Genomic DNA, 14,290 nt, shown 5'->3' on the forward strand with positions numbered 1-14,290 from the left:
GCCTTTGTGCGGTTTAGCTGATGGGGGCCGCGCAGGCTTCGGATAGTCCGGAACGGTGTTCTGCTGTTTCGGGTGAATCCGGGTCAAGCAGGTAGAAATCTGTAAAACCGTTCGAGCCAAGGGCGTAAAAACGATGCCCATCGGGGTTGTGCAGCACGCCATCGCTGCTGACCTCATGGGTTTCTACCCGGCCTTCAGGCGTGCGGATGGTGATCTCGCCGCATAATGTATAAGAATGTTCAGTGCGGCCCGTGGACGTGGGGATGCGTACGGTCTTGGCCCGGTTCATGTCATTAAGCTTGATGGTGCTGACAAGCTGGCCATCGAGATAGATGCGCGAAACCTCGGATATTTCAGTGTCCGCTTTTTCATCGGTCACGGAAAACTCGCCTGCGTGAGCCACGGCCGGAAACAGCGCAAAGGCGGCGAACACACAGGCCGCAACCCGGACTGTAACGGTTGGCATGATGGAAACAGGCCCAAGTGGGCTTGGAGTATAAGAACGTGACATTTGCGGATAATAGCCGGGGACGTGCGGCAATAGAACAGCTTTTGCGTCAGGGCACGCACATTCTGGCAGAGGCCGGGGTAGAGAGCCCACGGCGCGAAGCCCGGCTGCTTTTGCAGCATGCGCTTGGGTTTTCGGCGGAACAGATGCTGGCGCTTTCTCCGCGTAGCGAAGTTGATCAGGCGCGGTATCTCACATGGGTGGCGCGGCGCGCACGGCATGAACCATTTGCCTATATTACCGGGCAGAAAGGATTCTGGACACTGGATCTGGCTGTCTCTCCAGCCAGCCTTGTGCCGCGAGGCGATACCGAAACGCTTATTTCCTGCGTGCTGGATCATTGTCCTGACAGGGAGGCGCCACTCTCGGTGCTGGATCTGGGTACGGGGAGCGGCTGTATCCTGCTGGCGGTGCTGAGCGAATATCCGCAGGCGCAAGGGGTGGGGGTCGATATCAGCCCACAGGCAGCGGCTCTCGCGGCCGGTAATGCCGTGCGCTGTGGGCTTGAGGCACGCGCGGCATTCATGGCGGCAAACTGGATGGATGCGCTGGCCATGGAGACGCGGTTTGATCTGATTATGAGCAATCCGCCGTATATTCCCAGCCATGATGTCACTGAACTGATGCCAGAAGTCCGTAACCATGAGCCCGTGCGCGCGCTTGATGGCGGGCACGACGGGCTGGATGCCTATCGCCTTCTATGCGCAGGTTTGCCCTCGCGGCTTACGCCGGGCGGGCTGGGTGTGTTTGAAATCGGGATCGGGCAGGAGGCATCCCTGCGTGCGCTGGCCGTGGAAAATCATCTCGAGGTCGTTGAGGTGCGTGCTGATTTTGAGGGTATAGCCCGCGCTGTGGTCATGCGACGTCAGGCGATATGAAAAAAGCGGTTGGCTTTAGGCTTTATGGTTGATAATGTGAAAGAGCTTGATCACGTGGCCATTAGTGGGTTGTAGTAACCCCGTCAGGCCAAACAAGCGGTACGGGCCTTTATATCTGGCAATGACCATGTCACTGCCTATTCAAAGTGCCCCTCCAGAAAAACAATTTGGACCTTCATCAAGGAACCGGCCTCTCAGGAATGGCCCGCTCCCATGTAAAGTGCCATGAACAGGAAAGCGCTGTGGTAAGCCCATGAATGTAAAGCGGATGCGGACCAGACATCATCGTTCTGGCGGGAGCAACGGAGCGTCCAGGCAGTTGAACGGCCAGATTCCGATGAACCGGAACCACGTTTTTGACAGCCATGGCCCGGATGTGCGGGTGAGGGGCACCGCCCAGCAGCTTTTCGAAAAATACCTCCAGCTTGGCCGCGATGCGACAGGCTCTGGCGACAGGGTGGCGGCTGAAGCCTATTTCCAGCATGCTGAGCATTATTTCCGCATCATGAACGCAATGGCGCAGGCTGCCCAGCAGAGCCAGATGGAGCGGGCAGAGCGTCAGGCCAGCCGTCAGCAGCGCGGTCAGAACAACGCAGCCGAAGAGGGTGAAGACAAAGGCCCTGACGCAGAGGCGGAAGAAGAGGCCGAAGTCAGGGATCTGGCGATGGAGCCGCAGCCCGAATTGTCTGAGGGCTAATACCTCCCGGCGCTCTTCCCATGTCACGGCTGTTTTGGGGCTGATGGCATGGGAAGGGCGTTGTATGCTGCCACTTTTACTGTGCAGTACATGCAAAGACGCACGGCGTAATGCCGTGGTGTCTTTAAAAAACCAAGTTTTTATGAAGAAAAACTGGTAGCGGCGGAAGGATTTGAACCTCCGACCAAGGGATTATGATTCCCCTGCTCTACCACTGAGCTACGCCGCCATTGTTCGTTGGCGCTGATCTACCGTGTCCCGGCATGGGCGTCAACCCGTCTTTGCAGTTTTTGTTTCTTTTTATGGATCATGCGCTTACCAGCGGGGTTTATGGGCCGAGGTTGCCTGAGCCGAAGATATAATTGCTGACCTGCTGCTCCAGACTTGTAGGCTCCTGCGTGTGTGTCAGCAGGGTGCCGGGGCGGGCGTAGGTGCTGTCATGACCCGGTGTGATTATGAGGGCATTTTCCGAGGCCAAAGTGGCGCTGCCAATGCTGAGCGTGCTGTCCTGCGGCAGGTGCAGGGAGGACGCCAGCCTGAAACGCACAAGCGCCATCTGGCTGGCGGGGTCGAGTGTAATGGCGGAAACCCGGCCAACCCGCACGCCTGCCAGATCAACATCTGCCCCACGGGTTAGCCCGTTGGCGGAAACAAACCGGGCGGACAGTTCGTAGCTGTCTCCGCCGGGGGCTTTTTGCGTTCCCAGTGCGTAGGAGGCAAAACCCGCTGCGGCCAGCAGAACCATCCCGCTGAAAATCCATGCGCCTGTGCGGCTCTGCCTCATCATGTTTTTACCTTCTTTTCTGGCTACCTGTTCCCGGCATGTCGTCCGGCAGGACGAAAACCTTGCAGCCATCGGGGGCATGGTGCAAGGACATGATAAGAAAAGAGCAATGGGGATACAGGGGCATATGTCGTACGTGCAGGCTTTTATCATGGCGTTGCTGCAAGGCGCGACAGAGCTTTTCCCGGTCAGCAGTCTGGGCCATGCCGTTATTCTGCCAGCGCTTCTGCACTGGAATTATGATCTGCATGATGTAACATTTCTTCCCTTTCTGGTCATGCTGCATCTGGGTACATCCGTTGCTCTGCTGGTGTTCTTTTTTCGAGACTGGCGCGTGCTGGTGCGTGGTGCGATCGGTCGGGACGGGCAGCGTATCCAGCTTGAAAGCCTGCATATTTTCTGGCTGCTGATTGTCGCCACCATACCTGCCGTTGTGGTGGGGGGGCTGTTCGAGCACCTGCTGCGCTCATTTTTTGGTTCGGCCACATCGGCTGCGGTGTTTCTGTTTCTGAACGGGCTTTTGCTACTGCTGACAGAAAGACTGCGCGGCAGTGTTGTTACCCGTGAGGTGCGCTGTATCGCGGGGCTGACTTCGCGCGATGCCGTGGTGATCGGCCTTTTCCAATGTCTGGCGTTTTTTCCCGGCCTGTCCCGTTCGGGGGCGACAATCTGTGGTGGCCTGCTGCGCGGCCTGCATCATGATGCAGCGGCACGGTTTTCCTTTCTTATGGCCCAGCCGGTCATTATCGCCGCGACGGTGCGTGAGGGCTTCAAACTCTGGCATGCCCCGCCGGATGCGGCGCAGATTCATCTTGCCATGGCTGCGGCTGTGGTCTCGGGGGTAACGGCGTTGGCCAGCACGGCGTTTCTCATGCGTTATTTCCGCAGTCATGATAGCTGGGCCATGACACCTTTTGCCCTGTACTGCATGGCGATGGGCGGCGGTGCGTTTCTGGTCCTGCACTTTATCGGCTGAGGCAGGCGGCCATGCCGTCGTCAGGGCTCCGTCGCAAGCGGCTTGAACATGCGGCGCGCGACAGTGCCGCGCACGCTTTGCGCAGAACACTGGGGCCTGTGCACCTTGTCCTGCTGGGTGTCGGCTCCACAGTGGGGGCCGGTATCTATGTTATGACCGGTGTGGCTGCGGCTAACTATGCTGGGCCCGCCGTCTTGCTCTCTTTCATACTCGCCGGTGTGGCCTGTCTTTTTACCGCGCTGTCTTATGCGGAGCTGGCCTCTCTCATGCCCGTGGCGGGTTCTGCCTATACGTATGCCTATGTTTCGTTAGGCGAAGGGGCGGCTTGGGTGGTGGGCTGGCTCCTGCTGCTGGAATACGGCATTTCCTGTGCGGGGGTTGCTTCAGGGCTGTCGGGTTATCTTGTCAGTCTGTTGCATGATGGCGGTGTATTGGTACCGCAGGCGCTGAGCACAACAACCGTGCAGGTGGTGCAGGTAGCCTCGGCACAGGTTGTGCATGTCGGGCGGCGGTTTGATCTGCCGGGGGCCGTATCTATCCTGCTTGTAACCGCTGTGTTGCTGGTGGGCGTGCGGGAATCTTTTCGGATCAATGCGGCCATTGTGCTGCTCAAGGTTGGGGTGCTGCTTCTGTTTGTGGGGGTAGGGCTCTGGTGGGTTCAGCCTGCGTTATGGACCCCCTTCATCCCGGCCTATGAGGGCGGGTTACATTATGGCGTGCCGGGTATTTTTCGTGCGGCTTCGCTGATTTTTTTTGCCTATGTGGGGTTCGAGGCAGTCTCTACCGCTGCGGGCGAGGCACGGAATCCCCGGCGTGATGTGCCGCTGGGTATCGTGGGGGCGCTGATTGTCTGCACCGTGCTGTATATGGCGGTTGCGGCCGTGCTGGTGGGGCTGGTGCCGTGGCGCGGTCTTGGTGTGGCGGACCCGCTGGCCGTGGCGGTGGGTGTCATGGGGCTGCCATGGCTTGCTTTGTGTATCAAGCTGGGGGCGGTTATCGGGCTGTGCTCGGTTCTGCTGGGACTTCTGTATGCCCAGAGCCGCATTTTTTATACGATGGCGCAAGATGGGCTGCTTTCCACCTTGTTCTGCCGCCTGCACCCGCGCTTTCTTACGCCGTGGCATGGAACGTTGGTGCTGGGGGCCGGTGTGGCGGCAGCGACTGCGGTACTGCCTGTCGAAATGATCGGTGATCTGGTGAGCCTTGGTACGGCGATGGCTTTTGGGGTCGTATGCCTGACGGTGATCTGGTTGCGAAATGTCGAGCCAGATCTGCCACGCGCGTTCCGTGTACCTTTGGGCGGCTTCCATGTGCGTGGGATATGGATCGGCTATGTGCCGCTGCTTGGTGTGCTGTTCTGTCTGGTTATGATTGCCCCTCTTGGGGTCGACATGCTGCTGGCTCTATGGGCAGGCAATCCGCTACCGGTGGCCCTGCTGGCAGGGTACGCGCTGGCGGGCTGGGTGTTTTACCATGTTTACGGGCGGCATCATTCACGTATGGGGCAGGGATCGTCCGATCCGCGTTGAGGCGGGGTGACCGCCTGCCTTAATCGTTTGGCGGGTAGGAGGCCAGAAGCCGTTTCTGCTTGCGCCACAGGCGGATACCGCGCCATAGCCCGGTGGGCCGCCAGCCTTGAGCGACCTTGCTGGCGCCGATACGGAAGCTCTCACCGTAATGGTGGAACTGCGCGGCGTATGCCTCCCTCAATGTGGTGCGGGAATCCCAGATATGGGTCGCTTCAGACCCTACGCCATTGATTTCGATGATTTCAAAATCCTGACCAGCTCGCAGGGCTTCGCGCGAGCGGTATTTCACATCAATACGCCCGAAATGAAAATCGGGAATATCCTGCATGATGGCATCAATGCGAGCGGTCAGCTCAGGGGTTATATCCTGCCCGCCATTGTGAAAAATAGCCCCTTTGCAGTGATTGCCGGTAAAGAGCAGTTCCAGCCGTTCTCCCTCTGGCAGAACCGTATGCAGGCGCTCTGCCAGACGTTTTTCATACAGATCGGGCAGGCGTGCGGCGCGGTTGTCCTGCCGCAGTAGGTCAAGCACCGTATCCCGTCCATTTCCGGTGATGGAGGGAATGTCCTTGTAGGTGAGAGAGGAAATATGACCCTGCGGATCATCCGGGTGGCGGATATAAAATAGCCCGGCTTCATGCGGCCATAAGATGAGACGCTGGATGACAAGATCAATCCCGCGCGGAAAGGCCGCCAGCGTTTTGTCCAGATCAGCAAGCGTGCGGACAAGGCGTACACCGGTGCCGTTGCAGCCGATATCTGGTTTGACCACCACTGGCAGGGCAAGACCCTTGGCCTTGATCGCGGCCAGTGCACGGGCCATGTCGTTTTTGCCGGTGGTCAGGGTTGTATAGGGAGCGATCCAGCCTGCCGCATATGTGCCTGCCATGTCCAGAATGCTGCTTTTACTTTCCCCGCAAAGTCCGCCGGTCACAATGCGCGGGTTAGCGGCGGTCGGCACTGTCAGGCTGCGGTAGCGGAACCCGAGCACGAACCAGTACAGCACAACCGGGGTGTAAAAGAGCCAGCCGGGCCAGAATTCGAACAGGGAGAGCGGATTGGCCGCCTTGGCTGAAGAGGTCTCGGTCATGATGGATGGTTTTTCCTGATGCGGGCGGCAATCCGCCCCGAAAGGATCATGAATGCGGCAAAGCCCGCAATGCCAGCCCAACGCCATACGCCCAGATGCGCGAGCAGGAACCCGCCAATTTTCAGGGAGAGCAGGAACAGCCCCGTTGTCCAGAGCAGGGTGGCGAGCACCGTAGCCAGTGTGAAGGTTTTCAGTCCTGCTCGGAAAAAGCCACAGGCGGTATAAAGGGGCAGGCGCGTGCCGGGAATGAAGCGGCTGATAAAAACAGCCCTGAACAGATTGCGCGTCAGCCATTGGCGCTGCTGGCTGATGCCCGGCATATCCACCCACCGCCGGGCGGGCGGCCAGCAGGCAGCCAGAGCGCCAAGGCCATAAAGCCCGATATCACCCAGCACGATTCCTGAATAAAGAGCCAGCAGCGCTACGGGTGGCGATACGACATGAAGCTGTACCTGTATGGCGGTAATCAGCGTTGCTGCATCTTCCAGCACAAAAGTAGCCAGAATGATGATGACAACCTGCGCAAAAGGACTTGCGGCTGTCAGGTGAAGGACATGCTCAAGCAAGGAACCCCGGCTCTCCTCTCCCGTTGCGCGGCTTGTATCCGGCCCGAAAACAAAGCCGGACAAACCGAGAGCAGGTGGCGCCCAAGCGTGTGTCCTGTCAAGCATGGGCCGGGCTGTCCCTATGCGGGAAAAGAGAGTGGATGAACGCGCAGGCACGGTGCTAGACGGAAAGGCGTCAGTCATGGCACAGCCGGTACGTCACGTAGCCGGGACGAGGGGATAATGGATAGAAGAACACTGCTTGTTCGTGGTCTGGCGGTTTCGGCTCTGACAGGCCTTTCCTCGGCCCCGATGTATCGCGCATGGGGGCGCCCGCGTGAGTATGGCGTCTTTCTGGCCGGGGTTCGGCATGAGGCATTGCAGCAGGGGATTGCTGCAGGTGTGGTTGATCGTGCCCTGGCGCTGTGTACGGTTCCCAATGCTGCCGTTATCAAGGCGGATCAGCATCAGCCTGAAAAAGTGCTGACATGGGCGCAGTACAAAGAGCGTGTGCTGACGGAAAAAAAGCTGTCCGATGGCTTGCAGGCCATGACGGAGCAGGGGCAGCGGATTAGCCAGATTGGTGGCCAGTATCAGGTGGGCCGGGGTGTTATCGCCGGTATCTGGGGGCTGGAATCCGCTTATGGCACCCGTATGGGCAAATTTTCGGTTATCGATGCACTGGCCACGCTGGCTTATGAGGGGCGGCGGGCTGCCTTTTTCCGGGGTGAGTTGCTCAAGGCTCTGCATATTCTGGCGCAGAATGGCATGGAGCCGCGCGCCATGCTGGGCAGCTATGCCGGAGCTATGGGGCAGCCCCAGTTCATGCCCAGCGCGTATGAGCGTTTTGCTGTCAGCTACCCTGAAGGCGGGCGGGCTGATATCTGGCGGAACGAGGCGGATGTGTTTGCCTCCATTGCCAATTATCTGGCCCGGAGTGGCTGGCAGAATGGCGGGCTCTGGGGCGAGGCCGTGATTGTGCCGGAGTCCTTGCCGCAGGTGCAGCTTGGGCGCAGCCATGTGCGGCCGCTTTCATGGTGGGTTCAGCAGGGTGTGCGCCCCCGTGCCGGGCGCTTTTCGGATAGCGCCGCCGATACTACAGCTCCCGCGGCGATCATCCGCCCCGACGGGCCGGGTGGCGAGGCGTTTGTCGTTTACCATAATTTCAATGTAATACGCCGTTACAATGCTTCCGATTTTTATGCGCTGGCGGTTGGCATACTGGGTGATGCGATAACGTGAAAAAAGCGGTTCTCTGCACGGCGCTGATTCTGGCAGGCTGTGGGCGCGGGCAACAGGTAACGCCTGATCCGCATTATGTAACGGGTGCTTCATGGCAGGCCGATGGACGGTGGTTCTATCCGCGTGAGGATTTTGACTGGCAGGGCACCGGCCTTGCCATGCGCGATCAGGGGCGGAATGGCGAACTGACAGCCGATGGCGAAGTGCGTGACAGCGCTGCCATGACTGGCGCACATCAGACATTGCAACTCCCGGCTATTGTCAGCGTCATTAACCTTGAGAACGGGCGAGAGGTGGTCGTCCGTCTCAATGACCGTGGCCCGGCGCAGGCGGGGCGTATGCTGTCGCTTTCGGCACGGGCGGCGGATCTGCTGGGTATGGGCGATGGCCCGGCCCGTGTGCGGGTTGTGGAGAATGAAGCAGAAAGCCGCAGGCTGGCGGAAACTCTGCCCGGTGCGCCCACGCTTGAAATCAACGCAGCCCCGCGTGAAGGGGTTACCCAGACAGATCTGGGTGGCAAGGGTAGTTCCACCGTTGGTGTGGCGGTGCAGGCGGGGGATACAGCAGCACCTAAAGTGGGTGTGGCGTTGCCAGACTTGCCTGCTGAAGTGCGACAGGGCATGGCGGCACCGGGCATGCTTTGGGTGGAAATCATGGACCTGACATCGCGCTACAGCGCCATTGTTCAGGCCGCGCGCTCAGGGGCTGTGGTACGTCCCGATCTGACCGCCGGACACGGCATGATGTGGGCCGTGCGCTACGGCCCGTTTACGACTATACAGGACGCGGATTCAGCGCTGAGACGGGCACTGGCCGCCGGACTGACTGGCTCTCATATCGTCGTCGAATAGGAAAACATGTTGCAGACCCGACGGTTCTTACTCACAGGGGGCGCGGCCCTTTTTTGTGGCGGTGTTTCGAGCAGCCTTGTGGCGGATGCCTGGGGCAAGACGCATGGGCGGGCGGCGGCCGCCGCAAAACAGGTGGCCGCAGATGCCCCGCCTCCCGCACCGGCGACAACGCCCATCGGCCCGGTTGAAACCTCCGCACGCTGGGCCTGCATTCTTGATTACGGCAGTGGTGCGACCCTGCTGGAAAAAAATGCAGATGAGCGCATGCCCCCCTCATCGCTGACCAAGATGATGACGGCCTATGTCACGTTTGGTATGCTGCGCTCAGGACGCCTCAAGCTTGACCAGACATTGCCGGTGAGCGAACGCGCATGGCGGATGCAGGGGTCACGCATGTTCGTGCCGCTGGGCCAGAGCGTGCCCGTGCAGGATCTTATACAGGGCATGGTCATCCAGTCCGGTAACGATGCGTGTATTGTGTTGGCAGAAGGGATCGCCAGTTCGGAAGAGCAGTTCGTCGCGCTGATGAACGAAACCGCTGCACGTCTGGGGCTGAGCAATACGCATTTCATGAATGCGACAGGCTGGCCTGCGGAGGGGCATTATATGTCCGCGCGTGACGTGGCTTATCTCGCGCTGCGGCTGATCCATGATTTTCCTGAATATTACCACTTCTTTTCTGAAAAAGAGTTTTTCTACAACAACATCCGTCAGGAAAACCGCAACAGCCTTGTTGTGAAAGGTCTGGCTGATGGTCTGAAGACCGGCCACACCGATGCAGGTGGTTTTGGCCTGTGCGCCTCTTCTGAACGCGAAGGGCGGCGCGTTGTCATGGCCATTAACGGGCTGACGTCTTCGGGTGAGCGTGCGCGTGAGGGCGAGCGGCTCATGGGCTGGGCTTTCGCCAATTTCGAAACAGCATGGGTTGTCCATAAGGGCGATGTGGTGGAGCAGGCTCCAGTGTGGATGGGCGCCGAGCGCACCGTGGCGCTGGTGGCGGCGCAAGATCTTAAACTGCTGCTGCCGCATGGCTGGCGGAATGGCACGCAACTGGCGCTGGATTACAACACGCCACTGGTTGCACCGGTTACGCAGGGGCAGGTTGTGGGGCGTATTACGGTCTCGCTACCGGGCGGCAAGCAGGTGCAGGTACCGGTTGAGGCGGCCAGTTCCGTGGCGGCTCTCGGTCTTGTCGGGCGGGCAGCCCGCAGGCTGCATCTGTAACGGGTATGTCCAAGGGTGTGTTCATAACGCTTGAGGGCGGCGAGGGGGCTGGAAAGTCCACCCAGCTACGGCTGGTGGGCGAGGCCTTGCGGGCCGGCGGGCATGATGTGCTTGTCACGCGTGAGCCGGGTGGCTCGCCCGGCGCTGAAGACCTGCGCCAGCTTCTGCTGTTCGGCAATAATCCGCTTTCCCTCCGGGCTGAAATTCTCGCACATTTCGCAGCCCGGTATGATCATGTGGATCGTGTTATCCTGCCCGCGCTGGAGGCAGGCCGCATTGTGCTGTGTGATCGCTTTACCGATTCCACGCTCGCCTATCAGGGCTATGGCCGGGCCGCTGGTGATGCCGGTATCCTGAGCCTGATCCGTGGTTTGACGGATATGCTGGCTTTAAAGCCGGATAGAACGTTTCTGCTGGATGTGCCACGTTCTGTAGCATGTGAACGGCTTGCGGCCCGTGCCGGGCAACCTGATCGCTATGAGCAGGCTGATGAAGCCTTTCATGCGCGGGTGGCAGAGGGCTTTGTGGCCGTAGCACAGGATGAGCCTGCGCGTGTCAGGCGGCTGAATACGGAGCGGGAAAAGGCCGAGCGGATCAGTCAGCGGATTGTGGAAGATATTCTGGCTCTGGTCTGTCAGGCGTGAGGTCGGGCATGGGGGAGACTGCCATGACTGGCCCGCGCCTTGCCTCGCTGGCACTACAGGGACACGAGACGGGTTTTGATGTCTTTCGTCAGGCGCTAGCGCGGGGGTGTATGCCGCATGCATGGCTGATTACTGGCCCGCCGGGTATTGGCAAGGCCACGTTTGCCTTTGCCTTGGGGCGTTTATTACTGGGGGCCACGCAGGCGGAAAGCCCGGCCGGGCGGCGTGTATCAGCCGCTACACATGCCGATCTGCTGGTGGTTGAGCGCGGTTTTGATGAAAAACGTCAGCGCTATCGTTCGGAAATCGTGGCGGATGATGTCAGGCCCATCAACGCATTTTTGCGGCGCACGGCGGCGGAGGGTGGCTGGCGTGTGGTTATTGTCGATGGCGCGGAATGGATGAACCGCAGCGCGGCCAATGCTGTGCTGAAAATACTCGAAGAACCGCCGCCCGCGACAATCCTGCTCCTGACAAGCTCGGCCCCCGGACGGCTGCTGCCGACTATTCGTAGTCGCTGCCGCAAGCTGGCGCTAGGCACGCTTGATGCACGTGCCATGCGGGCTGTGTTGCAGCAGGTTGCCCCGGATGCCAGTCCGGCTGAACTCGAACGGGTTACGGCACTGGCTCATGGTGCGCCCGGTCGCGCGCTCGCCCTGCTGGCCGATGCACAGGGTGAGATTGCCCATTGTGTCGAGCGCGTGTGCAAAGGTGTAAGCGCGCTGGATGGTTATGAAGTCGCGGAAACGGTTCTGCGCAAGGAATATGGTTTCGATCTGTTTTTCAGCCTGTTATCAGATCGGCTTCAGGCGGTGGCCAGACAGGCCGCGCTGAGTGGAAGCGCTCATGGTCTTGCCTGTGCGCGTGCATGGGAGACCCTTGTACGCCTATATGGTGAAACAGAGCGTTTCAACCTGGATAAACAGGAAGCCCTACTCGAAGCCATGACGATTGCGAGCCAAGCATGACCCGTCGTTTTTACGTTACTACTCCCATCTATTATGTGAACGGTGCGCCGCATATCGGCCACGCCTACACATCCATTGCGGCGGATGTCATGGCGCGGTTTCATCGTCTGGCCGGTCATGACGTTTTTTTTCTGACCGGCACGGATGAGCACGGCCAGAAGGTAGAGCAGGCCGCGCAGGCGGCCGGGGTTGAGCCGCAGGCCTTTGTTGACCGTATTGCTGCCGATTTCCGGGGCATGGCCGATGCCATGGCCATTTCTTACGACGATTTTATCCGCACGACAGAACCGCGCCATGTGACCGGGGCGCAGGCCCTGTGGCAGAAGGTCGCGCAGAACGATGCCATCTATCTCGGTGCGTATGAGGGCTGGTACGCCCTGCGGGATGAATGTTTCTACGGTGAGGACGAGCTGACCACGGGAGCCGATGGCCAGAAGCTCGCCCCCACGGGCGCGCCGGTGGAGTGGGTTAAGGAGCCGTCCTATTTCTTCCGTCTTTCCGCATTTCAGGATCGGTTGCTCGAACTGTATGAGCAGTGCCCGGAGTTTCTGGGGCCACATGGCGCGCGGAATGAAATCATCAGCTTTGTGCGTCAGGGCCTGCGTGACCTGTCGATCAGCCGCACCAGCTTCAAATGGGGTATTCCCGTTCCGGGGGATGAGGCCCACGTCATGTATGTGTGGTTCGATGCGCTGGCCAATTATCTGAGCGCACTTGGCTTCCCGGATATGGACACGCCGCGTGCTGCGTTCTGGCCTGCGGATCTGCATCTGGTTGGCAAGGATATTGCGCGTTTTCATGCCATTTACTGGCCTGCCTTCCTGATGGCAGCAGGAATTGATGTACCCCGCCGGGTTTTTGCCAATGGCTGGTGGACAATCGAAGGCCAGAAAATGAGCAAGTCGATCGGTAACGTGATTGATCCGCGCGATCTGGTGAGCGAATTCGGGCTGGATGCGGTACGCTTCTTCCTGCTGCGTGAGGTGCCGTTCGGAGGGGATAGCGATCTGTCCCGCAAGGCTCTGATTACGCGGAATAATGTCGAACTGGCGAACGATCTGGGCAACCTTGCTCAGCGCACGCTCTCGCTGGTGGCAAAAAATTGCGAAGGCATGATCCCGGAGCGGGGTGAGGCCAGTGTGGAGGACACACAGCTTCTGGCACAGGTAGCTGTGCTGCCGCAGCTTATGGCCTCGCAGATGGAACGCTGCGCCCTGACTGATGCGCTGGAGGATGTCTGGAAGGTTATTCGCGCCTGCAACGCCTATATCGACCATCAGGCTCCGTGGGCGCTGCGTAAGACCGATACCGTGCGCATGGCCAGTGTGCTGCGTGTACTGCTCGATGCCCTGCGCGGAATTGCTACGGTTCTCCAGCCCTTTATGCCCCAGACCATGGAGCGCATGCTCGACCAGCTTGCCGTGCAGCCTGATGAGCGTACTCTGGCAGCACTGGAGACGGCTCTGCCTGCCGGGCGAGCACTCCCGGCGCCGCAGGGGCTGTTCCCGCGTTATGTCGAGCCGGAAGCCACGGCATGAGGGACACTGCGCATGGTGCCGGTACGGGTAAACTGATCGACACCCATTGTCACCTTGATCATTTTTCTGATGAGGAACTACCCGGCCTGCTGGATGAGGCGCGTCAGAGTGGGGTGGCCGGTTTGGTAACAATCGGCACCCGGCTTTCCCGCGCGGGAGAGCAGATCGCACTGGCGGGACACGATAAACCAGACCTGCGGATGTGGTGTACGATCGGCACCCATCCTGATCACGTGGATGAAGAACATTTGCCCACCGCGGAGCAGATTGCCAGCATGGCCGACAGGCCCGAGGTAATCGGCATTGGTGAAACCGGGCTGGATTATTTCCATGGTGAAGACGCCATACGCCCCGCACAGCATGAGAGCTTCCGCCGCCATATTGCTGCCGCACGCCTGCTGGATGTACCGGTGATTATCCATGCCCGTCAGGCGGATGAGGATGTGGCAACAGTGCTGGAAGAAGAATACGCCAAAGGCGCGTTTCCAATTCTGCTGCACTGCTTTGCCTCGGGGCCGGAACTGGCCCGGAGGGTGCTGGCGCTGGGGGGCTATGTCAGTTTTTCGGGCATTGCGACTTTTCCAAAATGTGACGAAATCCGTGCGGTAGCATTGAGTGTGCCGGATGATCGGATTGTCGTGGAAACGGACGCCCCTTATCTGGCGCCGGTGCCCAAGCGCGGCAAGCGCAACCAGCCTGCATGGGTGGCGCATACAGCCGAGCGGCTGGCGCAGGAGCGCGGCATGGATAAGGCCGCTTTTGCAGATCTGACAACGGCCAATTTCTTTCGTCTGTTCCGCAAAGCGGTTTAGGAAG

General features: G+C 59.6%; 15 protein-coding genes and 1 tRNA gene. 11 read left to right on the forward strand and 5 right to left on the reverse strand.

What is annotated here, in order from left to right; genetic code table 11:
- Positions 1-13: 13 nt before the first annotated feature.
- On the reverse strand, positions 14-511 hold the full coding sequence (locus tag J2D75_RS02805) for a hypothetical protein (protein WP_243428398.1): 498 nt from the start codon (positions 509-511) through the stop codon (positions 14-16).
- Here J2D75_RS02805 and prmC point away from each other — a divergent pair.
- Positions 505-1,386, forward strand: coding sequence for a peptide chain release factor N(5)-glutamine methyltransferase (prmC, locus tag J2D75_RS02810; RefSeq protein ID WP_207852459.1), 882 nt, complete (start codon positions 505-507; stop codon positions 1,384-1,386). The genes J2D75_RS02805 and prmC overlap by 7 nt on opposite strands.
- A 253-nt stretch (positions 1,387-1,639) precedes the next feature.
- Positions 1,640-2,083: a DUF4167 domain-containing protein gene (locus tag J2D75_RS02815; RefSeq protein ID WP_207852461.1), complete on the forward strand. Its 444-nt coding sequence runs from the start codon at positions 1,640-1,642 to the stop codon at positions 2,081-2,083.
- A 154-nt stretch (positions 2,084-2,237) separates the two neighbouring features.
- Here J2D75_RS02815 and J2D75_RS02820 read toward each other — a convergent pair.
- Both J2D75_RS02820 and J2D75_RS02825 read right to left on the reverse strand, forming a co-directional pair.
- Positions 2,238-2,312: transfer RNA gene (locus J2D75_RS02820), tRNA-Met, on the reverse strand.
- 99 nt (positions 2,313-2,411) lie between these two features.
- Complete coding sequence (locus J2D75_RS02825) at positions 2,412-2,867, reverse strand: MlaD family protein (protein ID WP_408736732.1); 456 nt, start codon at positions 2,865-2,867, stop codon at positions 2,412-2,414.
- Positions 2,868-2,994: 127 nt separating this feature from the next.
- Here J2D75_RS02825 and J2D75_RS02830 point away from each other — a divergent pair, with 127 nt between their 5' ends.
- The gene (locus J2D75_RS02830) at positions 2,995-3,843 is read left to right on the forward strand and encodes an undecaprenyl-diphosphate phosphatase (RefSeq protein ID WP_207852465.1); all 849 of its coding nucleotides are present in this window, start codon (positions 2,995-2,997) and stop codon (positions 3,841-3,843) included.
- Between the two features lie 11 nt (positions 3,844-3,854).
- Positions 3,855-5,372: an amino acid permease gene (locus tag J2D75_RS02835; RefSeq protein WP_207852467.1), complete on the forward strand. Its 1,518-nt coding sequence runs from the start codon at positions 3,855-3,857 to the stop codon at positions 5,370-5,372.
- 19 nt (positions 5,373-5,391) lie between these two features.
- Here the strand turns inward: J2D75_RS02835 and J2D75_RS02840 are convergent, their stop codons facing one another.
- Positions 5,392-6,462: a D-alanine--D-alanine ligase gene (locus tag J2D75_RS02840; protein WP_207852469.1), complete on the reverse strand. Its 1,071-nt coding sequence runs from the start codon at positions 6,460-6,462 to the stop codon at positions 5,392-5,394.
- Positions 6,459-7,133 (reverse strand): DedA family protein, encoded by a 675-nt coding sequence (locus tag J2D75_RS02845; protein ID WP_408736722.1) that lies wholly within the window; start codon positions 7,131-7,133, stop codon positions 6,459-6,461. Before J2D75_RS02845 ends, J2D75_RS02840 begins: the two co-directional genes overlap by 4 nt.
- A 117-nt stretch (positions 7,134-7,250) precedes the next feature.
- On the opposite strand from J2D75_RS02845, the gene J2D75_RS02850 reads away from it, so the two are divergent.
- Genes J2D75_RS02850 through J2D75_RS02880 form a run of 7 tightly spaced genes read left to right on the forward strand, consistent with a single transcriptional unit; the run spans position 7,251 to position 14,286 of the window.
- Positions 7,251-8,249, forward strand: coding sequence for a lytic murein transglycosylase (locus J2D75_RS02850; RefSeq protein ID WP_207852471.1), 999 nt, complete (start codon positions 7,251-7,253; stop codon positions 8,247-8,249).
- Positions 8,246-9,100: an RlpA-like double-psi beta-barrel domain-containing protein gene (locus J2D75_RS02855; protein WP_207852473.1), complete on the forward strand. Its 855-nt coding sequence runs from the start codon at positions 8,246-8,248 to the stop codon at positions 9,098-9,100. The genes J2D75_RS02850 and J2D75_RS02855 overlap by 4 nt, the downstream gene beginning before the upstream one ends.
- 6 nt (positions 9,101-9,106) lie before the next feature.
- Entirely contained in the window at positions 9,107-10,324 is a 1,218-nt protein-coding gene (locus J2D75_RS02860) for a D-alanyl-D-alanine carboxypeptidase family protein (protein WP_207852475.1), read from the forward strand.
- Between the two features lie 5 nt (positions 10,325-10,329).
- Complete coding sequence (tmk, locus tag J2D75_RS02865; protein WP_207852477.1) at positions 10,330-10,968, forward strand: dTMP kinase; 639 nt, start codon at positions 10,330-10,332, stop codon at positions 10,966-10,968.
- A 23-nt stretch (positions 10,969-10,991) separates the two neighbouring features.
- Complete coding sequence (locus J2D75_RS02870; protein WP_207852479.1) at positions 10,992-11,936, forward strand: DNA polymerase III subunit delta'; 945 nt, start codon at positions 10,992-10,994, stop codon at positions 11,934-11,936.
- Entirely contained in the window at positions 11,933-13,474 is a 1,542-nt protein-coding gene (metG, locus tag J2D75_RS02875) for a methionine--tRNA ligase (protein ID WP_207852481.1), read from the forward strand. The genes J2D75_RS02870 and metG overlap by 4 nt, the downstream gene beginning before the upstream one ends.
- A complete protein-coding gene (locus J2D75_RS02880; RefSeq protein WP_207852483.1) occupies positions 13,471-14,286 on the forward strand; it encodes a TatD family hydrolase in 816 nt (271 codons plus the stop codon). Before metG ends, J2D75_RS02880 begins: the two co-directional genes overlap by 4 nt.
- The last annotated feature ends 4 nt before the right edge of the window (positions 14,287-14,290 follow it).

The organism is Acetobacter suratthaniensis (genome assembly GCF_017377745.1).
Classification (GTDB): Bacteria; Pseudomonadota; Alphaproteobacteria; order Acetobacterales; family Acetobacteraceae; genus Acetobacter; species Acetobacter suratthaniensis.